Source organism: Variovorax sp. GW822-FHT04E09 (genome assembly GCF_058800845.1).
Genome location: NZ_JBXAMR010000009.1, coordinates 1 through 24,046, shown reverse-complemented (window position 1 = coordinate 24,046; position 24,046 = coordinate 1). Strand labels below are relative to the sequence as shown.

Annotated in this window: 20 protein-coding genes; 6 read left to right on the top strand and 14 right to left on the bottom strand. The window is 67.1% G+C overall.

Features of this window, described 5'->3' with window-relative positions:
* Nucleotides 1–22: 22 nt before the first annotated feature.
* The 8 genes from tssH to AC1RL8_RS27690 all read right to left on the bottom strand — a co-directional run bounded on the left by tssH (nt 23) and on the right by AC1RL8_RS27690 (nt 9,752).
* Nucleotides 23–2,749 (bottom strand): type VI secretion system ATPase TssH, encoded by a 2,727-nt coding sequence (gene tssH / locus AC1RL8_RS27725; protein ID WP_492686888.1) that lies wholly within the window; start codon nt 2,747–2,749, stop codon nt 23–25.
* Nucleotides 2,750–2,790: 41 nt separating this feature from the next.
* Nucleotides 2,791–3,912: a type VI secretion system baseplate subunit TssG gene (gene tssG / locus AC1RL8_RS27720; RefSeq protein WP_159279609.1), complete on the bottom strand. Its 1,122-nt coding sequence runs from the start codon at nt 3,910–3,912 to the stop codon at nt 2,791–2,793.
* Nucleotides 3,876–5,726, bottom strand: a complete 1,851-nt coding sequence (gene tssF / locus AC1RL8_RS27715) for a type VI secretion system baseplate subunit TssF (RefSeq protein ID WP_095950380.1) — start codon at nt 5,724–5,726, stop codon at nt 3,876–3,878. The genes tssG and tssF overlap by 37 nt, the downstream gene beginning before the upstream one ends.
* Before the next feature lie 29 nt (nt 5,727–5,755).
* Entirely contained in the window at nt 5,756–6,247 is a 492-nt protein-coding gene (tssE, locus tag AC1RL8_RS27710) for a type VI secretion system baseplate subunit TssE (RefSeq protein WP_062474770.1), read from the bottom strand.
* A 109-nt stretch (nt 6,248–6,356) separates the two neighbouring features.
* Complete coding sequence (locus tag AC1RL8_RS27705; RefSeq protein ID WP_062474768.1) at nt 6,357–6,869, bottom strand: Hcp family type VI secretion system effector; 513 nt, start codon at nt 6,867–6,869, stop codon at nt 6,357–6,359.
* A gap of 84 nt (nt 6,870–6,953) precedes the next feature.
* The gene (gene tssC, locus AC1RL8_RS27700) at nt 6,954–8,444 is read right to left on the bottom strand and encodes a type VI secretion system contractile sheath large subunit (RefSeq protein ID WP_139700650.1); all 1,491 of its coding nucleotides are present in this window, start codon (nt 8,442–8,444) and stop codon (nt 6,954–6,956) included.
* Nucleotides 8,445–8,446: 2 nt separating this feature from the next.
* Complete coding sequence (gene tssB / locus AC1RL8_RS27695) at nt 8,447–8,962, bottom strand: type VI secretion system contractile sheath small subunit (protein WP_062474762.1); 516 nt, start codon at nt 8,960–8,962, stop codon at nt 8,447–8,449.
* Between the two features lie 121 nt (nt 8,963–9,083).
* Entirely contained in the window at nt 9,084–9,752 is a 669-nt protein-coding gene (locus AC1RL8_RS27690; RefSeq protein WP_307695158.1) for a tetratricopeptide repeat protein, read from the bottom strand.
* A gap of 217 nt (nt 9,753–9,969) precedes the next feature.
* On the opposite strand from AC1RL8_RS27690, the gene tssJ reads away from it, so the two are divergent.
* The 4 genes from tssJ to tssA all read left to right on the top strand — a co-directional run bounded on the left by tssJ (nt 9,970) and on the right by tssA (nt 13,987).
* A complete protein-coding gene (gene tssJ, locus AC1RL8_RS27685; protein WP_062481131.1) occupies nt 9,970–10,590 on the top strand; it encodes a type VI secretion system lipoprotein TssJ in 621 nt (206 codons plus the stop codon).
* A 79-nt stretch (nt 10,591–10,669) separates the two neighbouring features.
* Entirely contained in the window at nt 10,670–12,016 is a 1,347-nt protein-coding gene (gene tssK, locus AC1RL8_RS27680) for a type VI secretion system baseplate subunit TssK (RefSeq protein WP_062481129.1), read from the top strand.
* A 16-nt stretch (nt 12,017–12,032) separates the two neighbouring features.
* Nucleotides 12,033–12,830: a type IVB secretion system protein IcmH/DotU gene (icmH, locus tag AC1RL8_RS27675; protein WP_062481127.1), complete on the top strand. Its 798-nt coding sequence runs from the start codon at nt 12,033–12,035 to the stop codon at nt 12,828–12,830.
* Nucleotides 12,827–13,987, top strand: coding sequence for a type VI secretion system protein TssA (gene tssA / locus AC1RL8_RS27670; RefSeq protein WP_492686887.1), 1,161 nt, complete (start codon nt 12,827–12,829; stop codon nt 13,985–13,987). Before icmH ends, tssA begins: the two co-directional genes overlap by 4 nt.
* 44 nt (nt 13,988–14,031) lie before the next feature.
* Here the strand turns inward: tssA and AC1RL8_RS27665 are convergent, their stop codons facing one another.
* From AC1RL8_RS27665 to AC1RL8_RS27640, 6 genes are all read right to left on the bottom strand, one after another.
* Entirely contained in the window at nt 14,032–14,874 is an 843-nt protein-coding gene (locus AC1RL8_RS27665) for an OmpA family protein (RefSeq protein WP_492686886.1), read from the bottom strand.
* Nucleotides 14,875–14,881: 7 nt separating this feature from the next.
* Nucleotides 14,882–15,865, bottom strand: coding sequence for a type VI secretion system-associated protein TagF (gene tagF, locus AC1RL8_RS27660; protein WP_492686885.1), 984 nt, complete (start codon nt 15,863–15,865; stop codon nt 14,882–14,884).
* On the bottom strand, nt 15,862–19,728 hold the full coding sequence (gene tssM, locus AC1RL8_RS27655) for a type VI secretion system membrane subunit TssM (RefSeq protein ID WP_492686884.1): 3,867 nt from the start codon (nt 19,726–19,728) through the stop codon (nt 15,862–15,864). The genes tagF and tssM overlap by 4 nt, the downstream gene beginning before the upstream one ends.
* 24 nt (nt 19,729–19,752) lie before the next feature.
* Nucleotides 19,753–21,225 (bottom strand): hypothetical protein, encoded by a 1,473-nt coding sequence (locus AC1RL8_RS27650; protein WP_492686883.1) that lies wholly within the window; start codon nt 21,223–21,225, stop codon nt 19,753–19,755.
* A gap of 102 nt (nt 21,226–21,327) precedes the next feature.
* Entirely contained in the window at nt 21,328–21,621 is a 294-nt protein-coding gene (locus tag AC1RL8_RS27645; protein WP_062481115.1) for a PAAR domain-containing protein, read from the bottom strand.
* A gap of 60 nt (nt 21,622–21,681) precedes the next feature.
* Nucleotides 21,682–22,524, bottom strand: coding sequence for a M15 family metallopeptidase (locus tag AC1RL8_RS27640; protein ID WP_370681903.1), 843 nt, complete (start codon nt 22,522–22,524; stop codon nt 21,682–21,684).
* Nucleotides 22,525–22,684: 160 nt separating this feature from the next.
* Here AC1RL8_RS27640 and AC1RL8_RS27635 point away from each other — a divergent pair, with 160 nt between their 5' ends.
* Nucleotides 22,685–23,515: a hypothetical protein gene (locus AC1RL8_RS27635; protein WP_492686882.1), complete on the top strand. Its 831-nt coding sequence runs from the start codon at nt 22,685–22,687 to the stop codon at nt 23,513–23,515.
* A gap of 25 nt (nt 23,516–23,540) precedes the next feature.
* The coding region (locus AC1RL8_RS27630) for a contractile injection system protein, VgrG/Pvc8 family (RefSeq protein ID WP_492686881.1) at nt 23,541–24,046 on the top strand (506 nt) is incomplete at its 3' end.

Below are 24,046 nucleotides of genomic sequence, written 5' to 3'. Positions count from 1 at the left end.
TGGGCACGCGCGACTGCTGCGCCTAGGTGATCCGGTAGCGGAACTCGCCGCCCTTGCCGCAGCTGGCCTTGATCTTGGCCAGCGGCGTCTCGTCGGCCATGCGTGTGAGCACGGCCTCGGCAATCTCGGGCAGCAAGGTGCCGTTGAGGATGTGATCGACGTTGCGCGCGCCCGAGTCGACCTCGGTGCAGCGTGCGAGCACGGCCTCGACCAGCGCGTCGTCCCACTCGAACACGGCCTTGTGATTCGTCGCGATGCGGTCGCGGATGCGGCCGAGCTTGAGCGCGATGATCTGCTCGAGCACCGCATCGGTGATCGGATAGAACGGCGCCACCTTCATGCGGCCCAGGAAGGCCGGTTTGAAGGCCTTCATGAGCACGGGGCGCAGCGCGTCGGCCAGTGCGTCGGGCGCGGGGCGCTCCTCGTCGGCCTTGTTGAGGCACGCCTGCATGATCTGCGACGAACCGATGTTCGAGGTGAGGATGATCAGCGTGTTGCGGAAGTCGATCTCGCGGCCCTCGGCGTCGTCCATCATGCCCTTGTCGAACACCTGGAAGAACATCTCGAGCACGTCGGGGTGGGCCTTCTCGACCTCGTCGAGCAGCACCACGCTGTAGGGCTGGCGGCGCACGGCCTCGGTGAGCACGCCGCCTTCGCCATAGCCCACGTAGCCGGGCGGCGAGCCCTTCAGGCCCGAGACGCTGTGCGCCTCCTGGTACTCGCTCATGTTGATGGTGATGAGCTTCTTCTCGCCACCGTACAGGATGTCGGCCAGCGCCAGCGCGGTCTCGGTCTTGCCGACGCCCGAGGGGCCGACGAACATGAACACGCCGCGCGGCTTGTTGGGGTCTTCCAGGCGCGCGCTCGCGGTGCGCACGCGCTGGGCCACGGCAGCAAGCGCGTGGTCCTGGCCGATCACGCGCTCGGCCAGCAGCGTATCGAGGGCACGCACGGTCTTGATCTCGTCCTTGACCATGCGACCGAGCGGCACGCCGGTCCAGGCCGAGACGATCTCGGCGACGACGTGGCCGTCGACCTGCAGCGGCACCATCGGCGTGGTGCCTTGCAGTGCGCGCAGTTCGGCGAGCAGAGCATCGAGTTCATCGCGCGCGGGGTCGGCGGTGGCAGCCGTTTTCTTGCGGCTGGTGGCGCGGGCCGGTGCCTTCTCCGCCACGGCGGGTACGGCCTCGGGCTGCTGAGCGGTCGACTCGTCGCGTTGCGCACGCAGTGCACGGATGCGTTCGACCAGCGCGTTCTCTTCGGCCAGGCGTTGCTGGCTCGCGGCCAGCTCGGCCTGCAGCGCGCTTTTCTTTTCCGCCAGTTCAGCCAGGCGCGCTTCGTGGCGTCCGCCGGCCGCGGTGTCGCGCACCAGCGCGGCGCTCTCGGCCTCGATGCGTTCGAGGCCGCGGTTCGCCTCTTCGATCAACGCCGGCGTCGCGCTCTGGCCGAGCGCCACTTTCGCGCAGGCCGTGTCGAGCACGCTCACCGCCTTGTCGGGCAGCTGGCGTCCGCTGATGTAGCGGTGCGACAGGCGCACGGCCTCGGTGATGGCTTCGTCGAGCACGCGGATGTTGAAGTGCTTCTCCATCAGCGGCACCATGCCGCGCAGCATGGCGGCGGCCAGCGTCTCGCTGGGCTCCTCGACCTTCACGACCTGGAAGCGCCGCGCGAGCGCCGCGTCCTTCTCGAAGTACTTCTTGTACTCGCCCCAGGTGGTGGCGGCGATGGTGCGCAGCTCGCCGCGCGCGAGCGCGGGCTTGAGCAGGTTGGCCGCATCGCTCTGCCCGGCCTGGCCACCCGCGCCGATCATGGTATGGGCCTCGTCGATGAAGAGCACGATGGGATGCGGGCTCTTCTTCACTTCGGCGATCACGTTCTTCAGGCGATTCTCGAACTCGCCCTTCACGCTCGCGCCGGCCTGCAAGAGGCCCATGTCCAGCGTGTGCAGCGCCACGGCGCGCAGCGACTCGGGCACGTCCTGCGCGGCGATGCGCAGTGCCAGCCCTTCGACCACGGCCGTCTTGCCGACGCCGGCCTCGCCCGTGAGGATGGGGTTGTTCTGGCGACGGCGCATCAGGATGTCGATGACCTGGCGGATCTCGGTGTCGCGGCCGATGACCGGGTCGAGCGCGCCGTCCTTCGCGCGCTGCGTGAGGTTGGTGGTGAACTGGTCGAGCGCGGGCGTCTTGCCCGGCACGCCCGCGGCCAACGGGTCGGCCGGCGCTTGCTGCGCGTCGCCTTCGGCGGCCGCGCCCGAGGCGCCGGCTTCCGCCGCTTCGCTCGACCCGTCGGTGAGCTTGTCGAAGTCGTGCTTCAGGTCTTCGAGGCGGATCTTCGCGAACAGCGGCGAGCCGCGCTGCGCCAGCTGCGCGAGGTCGGGCTGGGTCAGCAGCGCGAGCAGCAGGTGGCCCGAGCGGATCTGCGCCGCGTGCGCGTCGAGCGAGGCCAAGAGCCATGCCTGCTGGAACAGCTGCTGCAGGTGCTGCGAGAACACGGGCGTGCGCGTGTTGCCGTTCTTGAAGGTCTGGATCTCTCGCTCCAGGTCCGACTGGATCGCGGTGGCGCTGATGCGGTTGGCGTGCAGCACGCGCGCGAGGTCGTTGTCGGTCTGCTCCAGCAGCGCCAGGAACAGGTGCTCCAGGTCGACCTCGTAGTGGCCGTGGGCCAGGCACAGGTTGGCGGCGCGCTGCGTGGCCATGCGTGCGCTGGCGTTGAGCTTGGTGATCAGTGTCTTCAGCGAAGTGCTCATGAGCGGTGGTGTTCTTCTGTCGGTCGTGTTCGTTGAAAGGGTCACTGCAGGGGCTGAAGCTCGTACTGCGTGTCGCTGCGGTCGCCCTCGGCCTCGCGGGTGGTGATGAAGCTGTCCCAGCCGAGGTGGCTGCCGCCGCTGTCGCTGAGCTGCACGGCGGCCACTTCCTCGCGCGCCAGGATCAGGCGCACTTCGTATTCGCAGGTCACGCCGGCCAGCAGCGCCAGCATCTTTTCGAGCGCCTTCGCATGCGCGCGGCCCGGAAAGAACTCGCGCAACGCACTGCGCTTGAGCGGGCCGATCCACAGGCGGATGCGCAGGTCGCGCTGCCAGATGCGTTCGCCCGCCATCGCGTTCTGGCCCAGGCTCACGTTGCCCTCGCCCAGCCTGGAGCGCTGCTGCACGGGCATGTCGTACCACTTGCCCAGGAACTGCTCGATGCGGATGTGGCTGCGGAAGTAGTCGGACAGCACGCGCTGCAGGTACGCCGCCGACATCGGCCGGTGGCGCACCGCGGCGGCGTAGCCGGCCACGGTCTCGTCGAACACGGTGCCCGTGCCGTCGGTCAGCGGGTCGCGCTGGGCCGTGTGCTCCAGCCCGGCCATCGACAGCAGCACCGGCAGGTAGGCGCGGCTGCGCTCGTGCTCGTAGTGCAGCGGCAGGCGGTACTTGCGCCAGGCCGCATAGAAGAGCGCGGCGGCGCGGTTGCTGAACACATCCAGAAAGGCGCGCGCCGAGCTGTCGCGCAGATGCTGCTCGCGGCGCATCAACATCTCGGTGTAGACGATGGGCAAGGCGCCCGACACGCCCAGCATGCCGAAAGACGCGGGCGTGAGTTCGATGCGGCTCAGGCCGTGCTCGTCCTCATGCGGCAGTGGCGGCTCGCACAGCTGCGCGCCCGACATCAGCTCGCCCACGGCGTCGCGCACCGCCAGCGCCTCGATCTCGCTGGGCGGGAAGTTCAGGCTGGTGGAGCTGCGAAAGCGCACCCAGCGCGGCACCATGCGTTCGCCGGGCACCAGGCGCTGGTGCACGTCGCGCTCCTGCCGCTTGAGCAGCATGAGCTCGATCAGCCGCACCGCCTGGAAGAACTCGAAGCGGTAGGGTTCGCGCAGCAGCCTTTCGGCTACAGGAGGATCGATTCGCCGCTGCGGGGCTTGCATCGCACCAGCTCCTCCTTGTCGCGCGCCGAAACGATCACCAGCTGGGTGAAGCTGTTCAGGTGCACATAGAGACCGAAGAAATGGTCCATCACGCGGGCAAAGGCCTGCAGGCTGCTGCCCACGAAGCCGGTCTCGTCGACCGTGAGCCTGAGCTCGATGCCGCGCACGAAGGTCGCGAAGGGCTTGCCGGGCAACCACTGGGTGGTGGCCTGCTGCTCGATCGCGGTGATGGCCTCGATCTGCCGCGCCGACACGGCCGAGCGGCCCAGGTCGTACAGCCGCAGCATTTCCTTCAACGCCGGCAGCCCGCTGGTGGCCAGCGACAGGTGGTTGAGCGACAGGTGCGACACCAGCCGCCACTGCACGCCCTTGCCGCGCGGCATGCGCAGCGTCTGCGTCGGGCGGCGCAGCATGCGGATCGAACGCGCCACCGAATTGCCCTCGATGAACAGGTCGCCGCCGGGCAGGCCGAAGGCCAGCGAGTGCGGCAGGTCGCGGTTGGTGCAGGTGAGGTCGATGCTCAGCGTTTCGGTCTGCGGCAGCGAGGGCTGGAAGTCGATGTCGACGATCGAGAGCTCGGTCTCGTAGCCCGGGCTGCGCTGCGCCACGAGTTCGTTGCGCCGCGCGAACCAGTAGTGCTCGGCCTCCTTCGGATGCTCGCCGTGGTGCAGCGAGTAGAAGGGCCGGAACTCGATGTAGGCGTCGCCCTCGGCGGTCTGCTTCACGAGCTTGACCGAGTCGATGCTGTAGACCTCGAAGCCGAAAGCGCGGCGCGCATCGGCCACCACGGGATACGCGGCGGCGGCGTGCGTGACGCGGATCGGGTCGCTGCGCTGCTTGAAGAGGTTGATGACGGGCGTGCAGCCCAGGCGCAGGTTGCGGCTGGACACGCCCTCGAGCAGCCGCGCCGTGGGTGAATCGGCGCGCACGCCGGTCATCACCAGGTGCAGCGTGATCGAGCGGCACGAGCCGATGTGGCGCAGCGCGTTCGCCAGGTCGATGTCGACGAAGTTGAACTTCTCGGGGAACGCGAAGTACTCGCTGAGCAGGCGATAGGCCGGGTGCGAGCGCGCCGGCAGCTCGATGAGCGCATCGGCCTCCTCGAAGCCGACCGGGTGCAGCGCCTCGCCCTGCACCAGCGTCCACTTGCCGCTGCGCTCGGGCTCCACGAAGACGGCGGCCGTCTTCAAAAAGATGGCGTCGGCCAGCGCCGTGGCCAGCGAGGGCTCGGCATCGATGAAGGTGCGCAGGCGCGCCAACGTGAGCGCCAGGGTGCCGAGCGACTTCTGCTCGCCGGTGGCCTCGAGCGTGACCGAGAGGCAGCCCGTGGCGTTGCGCGGCAGCGAAGCCTGCGCGGGCGCATTCACCACCGAGTGATAAACCACGTTCGACACCTGCACCGCCGCCAGCGTGACGTCGTACACGCTGCGAAAGCGGCAGGCGCCGCCGCGCACCGGCTGCGAGGTGAGCTCGGTGCCGCGCGCGATGGTGACGGGCTTGCTGAGTTTGGCGAGCGCCGCGCCGCCGGCGTCGAACTGCGCGATGGAGCACGACGGAAAGGGCCGCAGGTAGTGCGGGTACATCACCTCGAGCAGCGCTTCGGTGAGCTCGGGGTAGTCGTCGTCGAGCTTCTTGCTGATGCGGGCCGTGAGCAGCGCGAACGACTGGATCATGCGTTCGACGTGCGGGTCTTCGCTGGCGTCGGCCGAGATGGCCAGGCGTGCGGCGATCTTCGGGTAGCCCTTGGCGAACTCCTGCGAGTAGCCGCGCAGGAAGGCCAGCTCACGTTCGTAGAAGGGCAGCAACTCGTCCATGGTGTGCGTCGTGTGCGCGGATCGTGGCGCTAGGCGTACCGGCTCTTGCCGGTGCCGCGGGTGATGGAGTACTGCAGCGTCGTGGGCTGCAGCATGGCGTCGAAGTTCACCGGCTCGGCCAGTTCGGGCAGCACGAGCAGGGCGGTGATTCCGAAATAGAGCATGTGGGTGCTGGCCTGGCCGTCGACCTCGAGCGACACCGAGACATCGCGCAGGCGCGACTCGTGGCGCGCGATGGCCTGCTCCAGCGAGCGGCAGATGAACGAACGGTCGTAGTGGCTGGCCAGGCTCAGGCCCGAGAAATCGCTCAGGCCGTAGGTCATGACGGAACGCCGGCACTCGGGGTAGGCCTGGAGCTTGGCGTCGTCGAAGACCATGCGCGTGTTGAGCAGGGATTCGAGGTCGCGTGCGACCACGTTCTTGACCTCGTCAAGCGACAAATGCCGCAGCACCGGCGAAGCCGGCCCGCGCCAGTCGTCATCGAACAGCTTGTCGAGCAGGCCCGGTTCGAATCCTGTCATGGGTCACTCCCTGTCTCTCGCGTCGGACAACGGGCACGGCGCCGCGCGAGGGGCGCGGCGCCAAAAAGAAACCGCGGCCTGCGCCGCGGTCGTCATTGCCCGACTGGCGTCAGACCGAGTAGGTCTTGTCGTTCTTCGTGAGGCTCCAGGCGCCTTGCGAGTTGCCGCCCTGGTTGCCGCCGATCTTCTGCTGCGTGTACTTCCACTGCACGGCGGCGTACTTCAGCGAGAAGGTCTCGCTCGGCACGCTGGCCACGTCGGTGCTCACGACCTTCGGGTTCACGCTGGCGATCAGCACGTACTTGAGCTTGATCTCCATGTACTGCACGCGCTTGCCTTCGCCGTCGGCACGGTAGAACTGCACCGTGACTTCGTCGAAGGTGGTGCCGCCCGACGCGTGCTGGTACAGCAGCGGGCTGACGACGTCCATGTCCTTCGTGAAGATCATCTCGCCGTGCTCGCAGCGCTCGGCGGTGTGGCCGCCGGCGGTCGACGCGGTGGCCGAGCGCGGTTGCACGATGCTGTGCTGCCACGAGCTGACTTCGATCCAGTCCTTGTGGTCCTTGTCCTGCGACTCGCCGTTGATGGCCGGGCTGCCGAACTTGACGTAGATATCTTTCATGTTTCTTCCCCTTCTTGATTGATTGATTACTGACAGTTAACGTGTTGCAGCACGGCCCCTCGGCCGCGCACCCGATCTGCCTCCTTACTTATTCACTGACTTCGGCAGATCGGCGACCAAGCGCAGTGAAATAGACAGTTCATCCAGCTGGAAGTGCGGGCGCAGGAACGCGACCGCGCGGTACACGCCGGGCCGCCCGGGCACTTCGCCGACCTGGATGGCGGCTTCGCGCAGCGGGAACTGGGCTTTCTGTTCCTGCGTCGCGTTGTCGTCGAGCAGCACGTACTGCGCGATCCAGCGGTTCAGGAACTGTTCGACGTTGTGCGCCGAGGCAAAGCTGCCGATCTTGTCGCGCATCATGGCCTTGAGGTAGTGCGCGATGCGGGACACCGAGAAGATGTACTGCAGCTGCGCCGAGAGCACCGCGTTGGCGTTGGCGCTGTCGGTGTTGTACTTCTTGGCCTTCTGCAGCGACTGCGCGCCGAAGAACGCCGCGTAGTCGGAGTTCTTACAGTGCACGAGCGGAATGAAGCCCAGGTCGCTGAGCTCTTTTTCGCGCCGGTCGGTGATGGCGATCTCGGTCGGGCACTTCAGGGCGATCTCGCCTTCGTCGGTCTTGAAGGTGTGCGTGGGCAGGTCTTCTACCAGGCCGCCGCCTTCGACACCGCGGATGGCCGCGCACCAGCCGAAGTCGTCGAACGCGGCCGTCAGGCGCGTGGCGAAGGCCCAGGCCGCGTTGCACCAGAGGTACTTGGCGTGGTCGGTGCCGTCGACGTCTTCGACGAAGTTGAAGCTGTCGACCACCGTGCCTTCGCGCGGGTGGTAGGGCAGGCGCCCGAGGAAGCGCGGCAGCGTGAGGCCCACGTAGCGCGAGTCTTCCGAATCGCGGAACGACTTCCACTTGGCGTATTCGACGGTGTCGAACACCTTGGCCATGTCGCGCGGCTTGCCCAGGTCGGCAAAGCTTTCCAGGCCCAGCAGCTCGGGCGAGGCCGCGCCGATGAAGGGCGCGTGCGCGGCAGCGGCCACGTGCGCCATCTGGTCCAGGAAGTACATGTCTTCGGGCTGGCGCGTGACGTCGAAGTCGCCCACCAGCGCACCGAACGGCGCACCGCCGAAGGTGCCGAACTCTTCTTCGTAGACCTTCTTGAACATCGCGCTCTGGTCGAACTCGACGGCGGCCTTGAAGTCGCGGATCAGGTCGCGCTTGGTGGCGTTGATGACCTTGATCTTGAGCATGGTGCCGGTCGGCGTTTCCTTGACCAGGTACTCCAGGCCGCGCCAGGTGCTCTCCAGCTTCTGGAACTCGGGCGCGTGCATCACGGCGCTGAGTTGCGCGGAGATGAGCGCGTCCAGGTCGGCCACGCGCGCGTCGATCATGGCCGACACGTTGTCGGAGACGATCACCGAGCCTTCGAGGACCTGGCTGACGAGTTCGCCGATGAGGTCCTTGGTGCGCGTGTGTTCCACGTCGGACTTGGCGACCTTGCTCTTCTCGACGATCTGGTCGAGCAGGTCGACCGAAACTTCAGACGAGGCGACACCACTCGATGCCGAAAGTGCTTGCGCGGTCATGTTCAGCTTTCGTCCTTCTTGCCAACGCCTTGTCCCAGGCGCTGGAGTTGCTCGGTGTTGTTCAGCACGTCGGCCAGCAGGTCTTCGAGCTTGCTGTTGCCGGCCATCTTGTTGCGCAGGTCGGCCAGCTTGGTGCGCGCGTCGAGCAGGCGCTTGAGCGGCTCGATCTGCTCGACGACGGCTTCGGGCGAGAAGGCGTCCATCGAGTTGAAGGTGAGGTCGACACCGAAGCTGCCGCCGCGCCCGTCCAGCTTGTTCGGCACCTGGAAGGCGGCACGCGGGGCCACGCCCTTCATGACGTCGTCCATGTTGTCGCGGTCGATGTTGACGAACTTGCGGTCCTTGAGCTTGGGCTGCTCGACCTCGGACTGGCCCGCCAGGTCGGCGATCACGCCGACGACGAAAGGCAATTCCTTTTTCTCGATGGCGTCACCGAGTTCCACGTCGTACGTGAGTTGCACGCGCGGCGGGCGCACTTTTTGGAGACGCTTCTGCACGCTCTGTCTTTTGGTCGCCATAAGCTTCAATACCTTCGCAATAGGACTGAGAAACGAATTAAAAAGTTGTACGACCCATTTCCAGATCGCACGCCCATTCGTTAATACATTGGTTTAAAAAACCAATTCAAAAACCGGACAATTACTTGAGCGCGTCAAATGGATTGCCGCCACCCGCGCGCGGGGCGGGCGCGGCAGGTGCCGGGCGCGGCGCGGCGACCGGGGCGGGCCGTGCGGCGGCGACCGGGGTCGGCGCGGCAGCCGATGACGACGAGGGCGCGGGTGCCGGGCTGGGGGCCGCGGCGCGGCGCGTGGGTGCCGGCCGGGCTTCGGGGCCGGCGGGCACCAGGACCGACAGGCCCAGGGTTTCGCGCAGCAGGGCGGCCAGGCGGTAGGCGTCGGCGTTGGCGTCGCCGCTCAGGCTGCTGTCCTTGCCCAGGTCCTCGATGGAGCGGGCCGCCAGGCGCAGGCCGCCCACGGCGGTGATGCTCTTGGCCTGCCGGCTGGAGGGGTCGCGGCGCAGCGACTCCTCGGCGGCCGAGATGGCCAGGCTGTAGCGGCCTTCGTTGAAGTAGATCTGCGCGATGCGCGACCACGGCTCACCGCGGGTCGGGTTGTCGGTGGCGAGCTGCTGGTACTGGCGGATGACGGGCGCCTTGTCGCCGGTGGCGGCTGCCGCGGCGGCATCGACCTCGGCCAGGCTCTTGTTGTAGGCCGCGGTGGCCTGGGCAACGGCCGCGTCCGGCGTGGTGGTACAGGCCGACAAAAAGACGGTGCTCGCAATGGCACCGGCAATCATCGTGCGCGACATGATTTTTCGAATCGACACATTCCCCCCTGATCTGACTTTTTAGCAGGCCGCAATCATTCATTAAATTGCGACCGTTGACAATAACAATACACGATACTACAGCCGCGTGGATGGCAAATGACGGGGGCGGATTAATGCTAATTTCCTAATCGAAAGTCATTTTCGAAATCGGTTAATCCTATTTGGTCCATCGAAATATTGTTACGACTCGCTTTTAATGAAAATATTAATTACATCTGGCGCGCTGCTGGCCGCGTTGATGCTCGGCGGGTGCAGCTCGCCGGCGCTCACGATCGCCAACATCGCGCTCGAGGCGAGCGGACTGAAGAAGCCCGAGCTGCCCGAGTCGCAAAAGCCCCCGCGCAAGGTGACGATGTCGATCGCCGCGGGCAAGAACCTCAACGCCGACGGCCGCAACCGCCCGCTGTCCGTGGTGATGCGCATCTACAAGCTGAAGGAAACGACGGGCTTCTACCAGTCGTCCTTCGACGCCTTCGTCACGCCGGGACGCGACAAGACGCAGCTGGGCGACGACCTCGTCGAGAGCCGCGAGATCACGCTCATTCCCGACCAGCAATACACCTGGACCGAGATGGTTCCGCGCAGCGCCAACGCGGTGGCCGTGGTGGTGCTGTTCCACTCGCCCGATGCACAGCGCTGGCGCTTCGCCTTCAACGCCGCGGACGCCGAGAAGACCGGCATCGTGATGGGCGCGCATGCCTGCGCGCTCACCGTCACGACAGGCGCGGTGGTGGGCCAGCAGAACGCACAAGGCGCGGCCCCCACGGGCGCGCTCAACCTGTTGGGGCCGGTGACTTGCCGGCCCTCGCCCGCCTGATCTGCACCGACGGCGGGCCTGTCCGAGTCGACACGACGATGCGATACATTCAAAAAAAATTGAGGGGAGTTGATCCGACGTGAGCTATGCAGCCAAGGTCCTCTGGGGAGAGGGCTTGTTTCTACGCCCCCAGCATTTCCAGCGCCAAGACGCGTACCACGAGGCGCGGCTGCGCGCCACGGCGCAGACGCTGCATCCGTACTTCTGGGGCGTGCGCTCCATCAGCTTCGACCTCGATGCGCTGGCCAGCGGCATGCTGCGCGCCTCGCAGCTGTCGCTGGTGTTCCCCGACGGCGAACCGTACGCGGCGCCGCAGGCCGATGCGCTGCCCCCGCCCATCTCGCTGGACACGCTGAGCCCGGGCCAGAACGAGATCACCTTCTATCTGGTGCTGCACCCGGTGAAGGAGCTCGGCAAGAACTACACCGACCCCAACGAGGAAGGCTTTGCCGCGCGCTACACCAGCGACGCGACGCAGTCGCTCGACCTGTACACCAACGCCGTGAGCGCCGAGGTGGTGTTCCTGCGCAAGAGCGTGAAGCTGTTGGCCGACACCGAGCCGCGCGAGCAGTTCGTGTCGATCCCCGTGATCCGCATCCGCCGCACCGCCGCGGGCGGCTTCGAGATCGACCGCAGCTTCGTGCCGCCGTGCACCAGCATCGACGCCTCGCCCACCGTGTTCCAGCAGCTGCGCCGGCTGCTCGACGTGCTGCAGGCCAAGGTCAATTCGCTGTACGGCATCCACCGTGAGCCGAGCAAGAACATCATCGAGTTCCGCTCGGGCGACATCGCCTCGTTCTGGCTGCTGCACACGGCCAACTCGGCGTTCGCCTCGCTCTCGCACCTATTCCATCACCCGTCGCTGCACCCGGAGCGCCTGTTCCAGGAACTGCTGAGCCTGGCCGGCGCGCTGATGACCTTCGCCAAGACCTACTCGCTGAACGACCTGCCGGTGTACGACCACGAGAAGCCCGGCCCGGCCTTCGCCGAGCTCGACCGCATCGTGCGCGACCTGCTCGACACCGTGATCTCCACGCGCTACTTCGCCATTGCGCTCACCGAGACGCGCAACGCCTTCTACCTGGGGCGTCTCGATTCCGGAAAGATCGACGAGAAGACCGTGTTCTACATGTCGGTCACCGCCAGCATGCCGGCCGCGGAGCTGGCCGAGGTGGTGCCGCAGCGCTTCAAGATCGGCGCGCCCGAAGACGTCGACAAGCTGGTGCTCTCGGCCATGCCGGGCGTGCGCATCGTCTACGCGCCGCAGGTGCCGCCGGCCATTCCGATCCGCGCGGGCGCCTGCTACTTTTCCATCGACAGCAAGAGCCAGCTGTACGACCGCATGCTGCAGGCGCAGAGCGTCACCATCTACGCGCCGGCCGGCATCCCCGACATGCAACTCGAACTGATCGCCGTGACCGGCTGATCACCCGCCCGATCGTATGAACACCACCACCCTCAACAAGGCCCCTTCCCTGCTGGGCGCCGACGCGCCGCCGGCCTCGTTCACGCCGGCCGGCGTGGCACCCGATGCCGACTCCAGCCTGCTCGACCTGCTGTACGACGGCTTCGTGATGCTGTTCCTTCTGAAGAAGAAGCAGCAGCCGGCCACCACCGAGCAGTTCCTCACGGGCATCCGCAACTACCTGGGCGAGTTCGAGCGCAACGCGCGCAAGCTCGACGCCACGGCCGAGCAGATCCACGCGGCCAAGTACGCCTTCTGCGCCACGGTCGACGAGTTCGTGCTCTCGGCGCCCGAGTTCGCCATCCGCTCCGAATGGGAGCGCCGGCCGCTGCAGCTCACGCTGTTCGGCGACCAGCTGGCGGGCGAGAACTTCTTCAACATGCTCGAGGTCGAGCGGGCCCACGGCGCCGCGCGCATCCAGACGCTCGAGGTGTTCTACATGTGCCTGCTGCTGGGCTTCCAGGGCAAGTACGCCATCGACGGCACCGAGAAGCTGGCCTACCTCACGGCCCGCGTGGGCGACGAGATCGCCAACGCGCGCGGCAAGCGCACGCCCTTCGCGCCGCACTGGCCGCTGCCCGACCTCATCTCGCACTCGCTCAAGCGCGAGGCGCCGCAGTGGGTGGTGGCCGCGCTGTTCGCGCTCATCGGGCTGCTGGGCTTCATCGGCCTGTCGGCGCACCTGGGCAGCACCACGCAGGGCGCGCTCGCGAGCTACCAGGACATCGTGAAGCTCGGCCCGCGCCAGGCCAACCTGACGATCTCGCTGCCATGACCACGGCCGCGACGAACCGCCTCGACCTCGCGGCCCTGCTGGCCCCGATCTCGGAGGCCAAGCCCTGCGGCGAGGACATGCTGTTCTCGCGCGAGTTCGACGCGATTCAAGAAGCGCGCAAGCACGACGACCCCTCGCTCGAACAGGGCGAATGGGTCATCGAGCTGAAAGAGGCCAACTGGCCCTTCGTGATTTCGGAGTGCGAGAAGCTGCTGCGCGCGTCCACCAAAGATTTGCGACTGGGCGTGTGGCTCACCGATGCGCTGGCCAGCCAGCGCGGCTTCGAGGGGCTCGCCGACGGCTACCGCCTGCTCAGCGGCCTGTGCCGCCAGTACTGGGACGAGCTGCATCCGCAGCCCGAGGGCGGCGACATCGAGATGCGCATCGGCACCGTCACCTGGCTGATCTCGCGCTCGGTCGAACTACTGCAGCGCGCGCCCATCGTGAGCGACGGCCACACCGGCCACAGCGCGCTGGTCTGGGAGACCGCGCTGGCGCTCGACCAGGCCATCCGCCGCACGCCGGCGCAGGCCGACGAGCTGCAGCGCAACAAGGTGACGCTCGAGCAGTTCGACCGCCTGCGCCGCGCCACGCCCGCGAAGTTCTTGCAGAAGACGCACCGCGACGTGCAGGCCTGCGAGCAGGCGCTGGCCGAGTTCGAGGCCGTGTTCGACGAACGCACCGCCTCGAACGGCCCGAGCTTTCGCGCCGCGAAGGACGCGGCCGCGGCCATCCGCCAGGCCGTCGAGCGCTTCGCGCGCGAGGCCGGCGTGCCGATCGACAACGGCGCGGCGCCGCAAGCCACCGCCGCTGCACCGGCCGCCAGCGCACCCGCTGCCCCGACCCGCATCGAACCCGTCTTCGACGCCGCCATGCCCCATTCATCTCCCACCTACCACGCGGCGGTGCATGTGCCCGCCGCGCTGCCACCCGGCATCCACAGCCGCGCGCAGGCCATCGCGCAGCTCAAGGAAGTGGCGGCGTATTTCGAGCAGACCGAGCCCTCGAGCCCGGCCGCCTACATGGCGAACAAGGCCGCGCGCTGGGCCGACATGCCGCTGCATGCGTGGCTGCGCAACGTGATCAAGAACGAGCAGGAGCTGGCGCAGCTGGTGGACCTGCTCGATTTGCCCAAGGGCGACGACGAGTCGCGCTGACTTTGCGCTGAAAGAAAAAAGGCCCGCGTTGCGGGCCTTTTTCTTCAGCGTCCCACCCGGAACTCGATGCGCCGGTTGCGCGAACGCCCCTCGTCGGTCGCGTTGCTCGCCACCGGCTGGTCCGGACCCACGCCCGAGGTCGTGAGCGTCATCGGGTCGATGCCCTTGCCCACCAGGTAGCCCTTGACCGATTCGGCACGCGACTGGCTCAGCGCCAGGTTCGACGTGCGGTTGCCGGCGTTGTCGGTGTGGCCCACCACCGCCACCGACTTGTTCGTGAGCTTCTGCAGGATGGGCGCCATCTCGTCGAGGATGGCGCGGCCCTTGCCCGTGAGCGTGGCGCTGCCCAGCTCGAACTCGATGGTGCGGTTGCCCAGCACCTGGTCGACCGCGATCTGCTCCGACACGGGCACGCGCAGGCTGTTCTTGATGGTGTAGGTCGGGTTGAGCGAGTTCGCCATGTCGCTCACGATCTTCTGGCGCAGCGCCTCGTTGCCGACCTCGCCGCTGAGCGCCATCTGCGTGCCCTCGATCTGGAGCTGGCCGCGGTGGATGTCCTTGAGCGAGGGCGTGATCAGCCGCTGCACGTTGGCACTCCAGTTGGCCGGCATGCTGACGGTGTTCACCACCTCGATCTTGTCGATCACGCCGCTGGGCCCGTAGACGCGGCGCAGCGCCTCGATGACGGCGATGCGCGTGGCTTCGTCGGGCACCTGCCCGCCGGCCACGACCGGCTCGCCCTTGCCGACGGCCGCGGGCGTGGTCTCGACGCGGGCGGCGGTGGCGCCCGCCGCGGGTGGTTGTTGGGGTTGCTGGGCCTGCACGGCCGGCACGAGCGCGAGCCCGCAGGCCATGGACAGCACGAGAACGCGCAAAGAACAATTCATGACCGTGTCATTCCCCGATGAAGACTTCGCGAAAGGCGGTGAGCACGATGTCCAGCGGCAGCTGCGGCTGGTCGAGGTAGCTCACCAGCTTGAACATCGCGTAGTTGCTGTGGATGGTGTCCTCGACCCACTCCGGGTTGTCGATGTCGATGTTGTGCTCGGTGTAGACCTGCGGATGCAGCACGCTTTGCAGGCTGCGCGGCGACAGGCCGTTGAAGCCGATCACCAGCCGCGAGCGGCCGTCGATCTCGGTGACCAGCAGTACCAGCTCGAAGTCGGCCTTGGCCAGGAACTGCGACACCATCTCGAGCCAGAAGGTGGCGATCAGCGAGCGGTCGACCGGGTCGTGCGGCAGCGGCAGCGTGAGCCCCTTTTCCAGGTGCGACACGGCGCTGGCCATCACCGGCTGCAGCAGCAGGCCCAGCGCCAGGATGGCGCGGCGCAGCGACACCTTGTGACCATCGAAGTTGAGCATCTGCTCGATGCGCAGCAGGCTGGTGTCGCGCGTGAACGCCGCATAGGTGGCGCGCGAGGCCGACTTCCTGAAGCCGGTCTCGATGGCCGGGTCGATGGCCTCGAACTTCTTCAGCTCGTTGTCCAGGTCGGTGCCGGCCGCCAGCGACTGTACCTGCACCGCCATGCGGTCCCAGTAGGGGCCGATGAGCATCGGCGCGCCGCGCATGAAGTCGAGCGCCTCGCCCACGTCCACCGAGGTGGCCGCCAGGAACGGGTAGCGGCGCGACGACTCGTCGCGGCTGGGGCGCACGTGCCCTGCAATCGCCACGCGGCTGCGTGAGCCCAGGCACACGAAGTGCATCGGCGCCGCGTTGTCGTAGATCAGCTTCCAGCGCGGGTCTTCCGACAGCATCTCCATGGTCTGCGACAGCCAGTGGTCGAACACCTTGATGAGCTGCGGGTTGTACAGGCCCTTCACGAAGTCGCCGCGTCCGGGCAACTTGCCGAAGTAGCACAGCTGTTGTGGCGCGCTCATTTGCCTGCTCCCCCTGCCTGCACCGGCGCCTGGGCCGGTGCCTGAACCGCTGCGGGTGCTGCTGCGCGCGGCACACCGATCTCCGCGACCGTCGACGGCAGCACCGTGCCGCGCAGGCCCTTGCCCTGCGGCGAATCGCCGCCCGAACCGGCCGACTGCGTGTTCTGGATCACGCGCAGCTTGACGGTCACGCTCGCGTTGTCGCGCGCCCATGTGAGCTCGAAGCTGCCGTCGGGCAACTTGGTGCGCTGCGCCGTGCTGAGCAGGCGCTCCAGGCCGAAGTTGCCCGGCTCGTTGATCAGCTCGACCGTGCGCCCGTCGAAGGTCACGGCGGTGATCTTCGCGCCCGGCGTGCCCTGGGCGTTGGGCCAGACGAAGTTGGACCACTGCGGCGGCGTGTTGCGGTAGCGCAGCTGCTGGCCGTCGATCTCGACCATGTATTCCGTCAGGCCCGACACGGGCTGCGGCAGGATCTGGAACAGCGTCTGCGGCTGCGCGCTGCCGCCGGCCCCGGCCGCGGCACCGCCCGACAGCGGCGCCACCCACTGCGCGAAGCCGTTCACGAAGTCGGGGCTCAGCGTGAGGCCCTGGTCGCCCCAGGCGCGCGGCGACAGCAGGTCGCCGCGGCGGATCACCAGCGAGCCCAGCGTGGTCGTCACGAACTTGCCGATGGCGCCTTCAGGCCCGAAGAACTGAGCGATTTCCGCCGGCGAGGCTTCGATCTTCGCGCTCGCCGAGAACGGGTACTTGGTGGCCAGCGACTGCTGGAAGGGCTGGTGCACCTGCGCGCTCCAGATCTTGTTGACCTCCACCGCCGTCGGCTGCACCGTCACCGCATAGGCCTGCAGCAGCGGGCGCACCAGCAGCGGGCGCAGCGCCTGGCGCTGCGCGGCGTCCATGCCGGTGAGCATCTGCTCGTCGACGTACTTGAGCGCATCGGCCAGCTCGGAGCCGTTGCCTTCCAGCGTCTGCTGCATGAGCTGGCGCGCGCCCGGTCCGGGGTCGCCCTGGTTCTTGATCTGGTTGAAGCGCCCGCGCAGCTTGGACAGCGTGCCCAGGTAGCCGCGCAGCAGCGAGGTGTTGTCGCGCTCGACCACCAGGCGCGCCACGCCCGCGAACTCGCGCCCGATCGGGCCCATCGGGATTTCCGTGGCGCCGCCGTTGAGGTCGACGTTCACGTTGACCTGCGACGGCGTGGCGCGGCTGAAGAGCCGCTTGAACCAGTTGAAGGCCCCGGTGCGCGCCTGCTGCAGGCCGGCGTTGACCAGCGAGGGGTTGTCCCACGAGGTCTGGTCGTACACCGTGTCGAAGACCTTGCGGATCGGCGAGTTCTGCGGATCGCCCAGCTGGTTCATCGCCACCACGGCCTGCTCGAAGCTGCCCATGTCCTTCACCGCGATGCCCTGCAGGAAGCGCTGCCACTCCTTGGCGTACTCCAGCTTGTACATGGTGGCCAGCGTCTTGCGGATCTGCTCCGGGCTGCCTTCGAGCGTCAGGTCGTCGTTGCCGGCGACGTTGAGCACCCAGTCCTTGCTGGAGGTTTCCTTGTTCGCGGCGTCGCGGATCGCGTCGTCCACGTACTGCTGCCAGGCCTCGCGCGTGAACGCGCCCGAGATGGCGACGCTGCCGGCGAGGGTGCCTTCGGCTTCGGCGCTGCTGGCCGTGGCCCCGAGGATGCGCGCCACGGTCATCGGCGCGAAGCGCGTGGAGGCGCGCGCCTTGATCTCGGCGTACACGCGTTCGCGCGCCGGCATGCCGCGCACCACGCGGCGCAGGTTGTCGCGCGTCTGCTCGACCAGCGCCAGGTTGGTGTCGGCCAGCGCGGGCCAGTTGTCGTCGCCCACGCGGCGCAGGTAGAAGGTGATCATGCGCTCGGCATCGCGGATGACCGCCGCGCGCGGCATGTCGCCGCGGTTGCTCTCCAGCCAGCCGCGCCAGAAGCGCGAGATCTGGTCGGTGAGGTGCGCCGTTTCCACCTGCCGCTTGTCGGACAGCATGAGGTAGGTCTTGAGCGCGTTGTAGGCGTCCTGCACATCGGCCGGCGAGGAGCCGGCATACAGGCCGCCGCCTTCCGGCACTGCGGCGGGTGCCGTGGTGGTCGTGGCACCGGCGACCGGCAGCGGCGCGGGCGCCGCGCCACCCGTCAGCGCGGCCACGGCGTCGGCGCGCTTCAGGCGGTCGGGGTGCGCGTTGACCTCGCGCAGGAAGGCCTGCAGGTTGTCGGACACCGGCGCGAGCATGAGCTGCTTCACGCCGCCGTAGTACTCGGCCACCAGCTTGTCTTCGAGCTGGTTGCCCTGGTACAGGCCCAGCGACAGCGACAGCGGCCGGTCGTTGCGGAATTTCTCGAGCTGCTCGATGCGGTCCTGCAGGATGCCCAGTGCCTCGAAGCGCGTGCGCAGCCCGTTGTCGCTGGCCTGCAGCTTGACCACCTTGTCCAGGTCGGCCTGCACGTTCTCCACCAGCTGCCGGTTGCCGAGGTACGACCAGGTCCAGCCGCCCAGCAGCAGGCCCAGCACGGCGACGAAGGCGAAGAAGCTCACGTAGCGCACGCGCGCCTTCACGGGGCTGGAGAACTGCCGCACCGTCTTCTTGTCGGCAAAGATCACCTTGGAGAACAGGTCGCGCAGGAAGAACCCGTTCTGCGAATAGATTTCCTTCGACTTGGTGGCCGCGTTGCTCAGCGTGAGCCCGAAGCGCTTGGCGATGCGCTCGGTCGACAGGCTGCGCATCGTGCCCTCTTGCAAGGCGCTGGTGAAGTAGAAGCCGCGGAACACCGGCTTGTGCTGGAAGGGGTTGCTCTCGAACAGCGTGGCCAGGAAGGCGCGCAGCGCGGGCTTGATGGCCGCGAACTCGAGCGGGAAGATCAAGAGCTCGGGCGACGGGTCGCTGCTGCGGTGGTTCGCGAAGTGCGAGACGCTGATTTCCTTCAGGCCCATGTAGAGCTCGTCGAAGCGCTTGTCGAACAGCGCCACGGCGTCCTGCTTCTCGTCGCCGTCGTAGGGCAGCGAGGCGCCCCACACGCGGTCGCGCTCCATCTTGTCGCTGTCGCCGAAGAATTCCGCGAAGCCGGTGATCAGGTCGGCCTTGGTGAACATCACGTACACCGGCGCGAACACCTCCAGCCGCTCGGTGAGTTCCTGCATGCGCTGGCGCAGGTTCTTCGCAAGCTGGATCGCGAAGTCGGGCCGGCTGCCGATCAGCTCGGGAATGCTGGCCGTGATGATGATGCCGTTGATGGGCGCCTTCGGCCGGTACTTCTTGAGCAGGTCGAGGAAGCCGAACCACTCCTTGCGGTCTTCCTGGTGAATGGAATAGCGGCCCGCGGTGTCGAGCACGATGCCTTCGGTGGTGAAGAACCAGTCGCAGTTGCGCGTGCCGCCGATGCCCTGGATCACCGCGTTGCCCTTGTCGGCGAACGGGAACTGCAGGCCCGAGTTCAGGATGGCGCTGCTCTTGCCCGCCGCCGGGTTGCCGATGACCATGTACCAGGGCAGCTCGTACAGCGCCTCGCTGCCCGACATCTGCCCGATCTTCGAGGTCTTGATGGTCTTCACCGCCTCGACCATGCGCCCGCGCAGTTCGTCGATCTCGGCCTTGCGCTCGGGGTCGCTGTCGCGCACGGCGGCGTCGGCCTGGTCCTCGAGCATGTCGCCGAGCTTGCGGTTGGCCGCGCGCGTGCGCATGCGCCGCACGAACCACACCAGAAGCCACAACAGCAGCAGCACCACGAAGATGCCGACGGCCCAGATCGCGCCGACTTCGAGCGTCTGCGCCCCGAGCAGCAGGAACGCGCCGAGCGCGATGGCGCCGATCACCGACAAGGTGCGCGGATCGGCCAGGAAACTGAAGAATCGCCGCATAGAAGTTTCTGGAATCGGTCCTGTTTAAGTAGCGGGTGACGCGGGGCCCGCCGGGCCGGCCAGGAGGGCCGTCCGCGCGAGCGCGTCCTGCACGGAAATGGCGAGCACGTGCCGTGCATCGCGCGCGGCCAGATGGCATGCGAGCACGACGGCGCTCATGTCAGCCGCGGCCCCCAGATGACCCAGGGTGGCGCAGACAGAGAGGTTGTTTTCGAAGGGCACATGCGGCAGCCGCTCCTGCACGAGCCTGGCCACTTCGGTGACGCGGCTGGTGCGGTGGTCGGCGTCGCTCACGACCCAGTCGACCTGGGCGGTCTCGAGAGCCGACGTAGCCATCAGATGTTGGGCAAAGCGATCGAGCAGGCTCGCATCGGGCGTGCGTGCTGTGTCGGCCGATGCTTCGCGCTGGCCGCTTGCGCTGCGCGACAGCCGCACGGCCTCGGCCGGTGCCAGCAGTGCATCGCCGGCGCGCACGAGCAGCAGGCCCGCGGCGGCTTCGCCGGGCACACGGCCCTTGCGGCGCGTGGCGGTGTACAGCAGGCTTTCGGCCTCCCAACGCGCAATGCTCGCCTCGGACACCGAGGAGTCGGCCGCCAGCGCGATCCACAGCGCCGGCCTTTGCTCGCGATGCAGCGACAGGCTGATGCGGTCGAGCAGGGCCATGCCGGACACGCCGTCTTCGCTCTTGAAGCAGTCGACAAGCCAGCGCTGCGAGGCATCGCCTTCGCGCACGCGCTGCTGCACCCACTGCGTGGCGATCGCGCGTTCGCTCTCGCTCCATGCGCCCGGCAACAGCAGCGAGAGGTTCAGCTGCGGCGCCGCGGCCGGCCCCGGGATGACGCCGCCGCTGGACACGAAGCGCCCGGGCGCGCGCACCGCGAGCGCATCGCCCGCGTTCGCGATGGCTTCGGCCGCGGACGCCAGCAGCTCCTGCAGCACGTCGGACATCAGGTGGATGGCGCGCAGCCGGTCGTCAGGCAGCGCATCGATATCGAAAGATTCGCCAGCGGGTTGCAGGCTTTCGCGCAGGTGCTCGCGCAACTCGTTCTCGTCGATGCCGTCGACGCGGCCCGCGATGACGGGGAAGCCTTCGCCGTCACGCAGCTCCGGGACCAGCTCGGGCGTCTGCGCCTGGCCGATCGCAGTGGCCACCGTGTCGGCATCGCTGCCGCGCGGCGTGCGAAGGGCGAAGGCCAGCACGGCCATCTGCAGGCGCTCCTGCGAAGCCTCGGTTGCTACGGCATTCGATGAGGCGGCGGCGCCTGCGGCCACTGTTGTCCCAGCTGCGGGCAGCGCAGCAGCGGGGGCAGCCGTGAAGATGCGGCGCAGCACCACATAGAAGAGCATCAGCGCGAGCGGCAACACCACGAGGTAGAGCGCGATGTCGCTCGTGCTCGGCATGCGCGCCGTGTACTGCCAGTAGACGATCACGAGCACCCACACCGTGATGAACACGGCGCAGGCCAAAAGAACGGGCTTGATCAGTCGCGACAGCATCCGGAGTTTTCGAACACCTGGGTCACGCGCGGACGGTGGCAGCGGCCCACGCGGTCGCGTGACCGCATGCCATGCCTGCAGCCGGAGAAGGGTGCACCGCCGTCATTCGGACGCGGAAGCGATCTGGCTCGACAACAGCCTGCAACCGCAGGCCGCGCGGTCGCCGTGGCGCGCCACGCGCCGGCCATCGATCGACACGCAGTCGCTGCCCGTCACGATGGGGTTGATGCCATGGCCGGGCCGTGGGCACGACACCATGTCGCCGATGCGCGCCACGCGCCGTTCATCGATGTGCGTGTTTTCGGATGCGGTGATCACGAAGCCACCGTGGTCGGTCTTGTCATGCAGAACGATCCACGGGCGGTCGTTGTCCGCCTCGGGTTGATCCTCACCCATTTGAACTCTCCCCCTTGATTGCCTCGTGGTGTGCCGGTGCGACAGATGTCGTCTCGGCATTCAGTTGCGTGACAATTTAAATCCCGGCTTGCGGTACTCCACGTGACCGTAATCCCTGAAGGACCATCGACCACCCCACACCAAGCCCACGGACTCGGCCGCTTCACCATAGAGGCGATAGCCTTCCATGGCCCATGGATCTTTTTCAGAGATCACCAGCTTGCCATTGCGATAGAACGCGTTGTCTGCCGCAAGTCCATACTGATGATAGCTTTGATTGGCCTTCGCCATGGTCACTGTATTGCCCAATGCAGCGAGTTTGGCTTGTCGTTCGGGGCTGCGATAACCCTCGAGCAATGCGAGGTCGTAGCCGTGCTTTTCTTTCATGATCTTGTAGACGAGCAGCAAACGATTACGAAAGTCCACATCGAGAACAGCCCAGTCCCGACTGCCTTCTTTCGTGAGCGGACGAATCTGCTCGACCTCTGCGGTGGCAAACACCTCGGGCGGCAACGGCTGCGGCGGCACCAGCTGCTCGCCCTTGAGCAAGGCCTCGATCTTCGGATCGCTTGTGGCGGCCCAGTCATCGAAGAACAGAACCCGGCCACTTCCGAAAGTCACACTTAACAACACCGGAACGATAAGCAGACCCATGCCCGACAGCAACAAGTAGCGATGCCTTACGGCAAAAGTACGCACTCCCGAGCCGCTGTCGCGCATCAACTGAAAACTTGCTTCGGACACAAAACCAAGACGGCGTCCTATTCCAATAAAAAAGAATGCAATAGCAGTAGAAATGGAGACCGTCGCTCGCAACACACGGTCACGAAAAGAAGGGAACAAGAAGATGGCAAGTGCTGCCACCATCAAGGCAAAATAACAAAAGAGAGTGAAGAAGATCAACGGTGTTCAATGAGAGCCACTCAATTGTATGAGTCGCTTAAAAATTTGAACCCATCGCACGCAGCACCTTGTTGCATCCCAATTGCGATATCGCGTTGATCACGCCACATAAAGCCGAGGGGAGAAATCACATGCCCGCAGCCAGCCGGACCACCCATCCATGATGGGCGCGTCAGACGCCCACAAGGACCGACCGAGCCTGCTCGGTTCGAGCGCACCCACCGCGGCCACATCGACCGCCGCACCCGGCGGCGAATCCACGCGTGTGCTCGCACAGTTCGGTGGCCGCGAGAGCGGCGCGCGCTCCTTCTTCGCACGGCCCGGCGTGTGGGCTTCGCTCGCAGTGCTGCTCGGTGCGGCGGGTGCCACGACCTACCACCTGCAATCGAAGCGCGCGGATGCGGCAACCACGACCGTGGCGGCAGCAACGCCTGCGCCGGTTGCAGCGCCTGTCGCCAAGGAACCACCAAAGCCCGAAGCGCCTGCTGCCGCCGCTGCACCGGAGCCCACGCCCGCACGCATCATCGAAGGCGACAGCACGCCGCCGCCGACACCACAGCAGCAACAGCAACAACCACAGGCCTCCACGCCGTTCGCAGCCATCGGTGCGCTGCCCATGGCCGTGCCGCCGGCCGCGAAGCCTGCGCGCGTTTCGGCGGCAACATCCCCTGCGAAGAAGGCAGGCGCCGACAGCAAGGCCAGCGCCGTTGCTGCAAAGAAACCGGAGCGCATCGCGTCGGGCTCGAAGAAGCCCGTGCGCACGGCCGCGAACGGCAAGCCGGTCAAGACCGCTGCCAACACCAGCAAGGCAGCAAAGCCCGCCGCGCGCACCGACCTCGCGCAGACGGCGGCACGGCCGAAGGGGCCCGATCCTGACACCGACCTGCTGACCGCGCTGCTCAAGCGCAGCAAGACCTCCGACCCCGCACCGTCAGCGCAGGCCACTGCCGCGACGGCAGACTGCAAGCCGGGCGCACCTTGCAAGCCTTGAGCATCCGAACCTGAGCGAATTCCCGATGCCTTCCGCTGACCGCAGCGCCCTGTGGGCCGAGCTGAGCCAGACGGCGCGGCTGTATCGCCTCGAAGCGCCGAGTGCTTCGTCGTCCTCCAACAGTGCCGCCCGCGAGAGCATCGATGCCTTGCGCGTGGAAGGCTGGGTGCAGCGCGAGGCGGTGTCGCAGCTGTTCGAGCTGCGCATCGTGTGCCTGAGCTTGCGCGCGGACCTGGCGCTTTCATCGCTGATTGATCAACCGCTGACGCTGGTCACCGTGCTGGCCAATGGGTCGCTCGCACGTCGCACCGGCCTGATCCGCGCCGTCGAATCGCTGGGTGCCGACGGCGGCCTGGCGCGCTACCGCCTCACGCTCGTGCCCTGGCTCTGGCTGGCCACCCAGCAGGGACGCAGCCAGGTCTTCCAGCAGCGCAGCGTGGCAGACATCATCGAACGCGTGCTCGCCCCGTACGCCGAAGCCGGCAACTGGGCCTTCTCTTCCGAAGTGAACAGCTTCCTGGCCGACGCCCC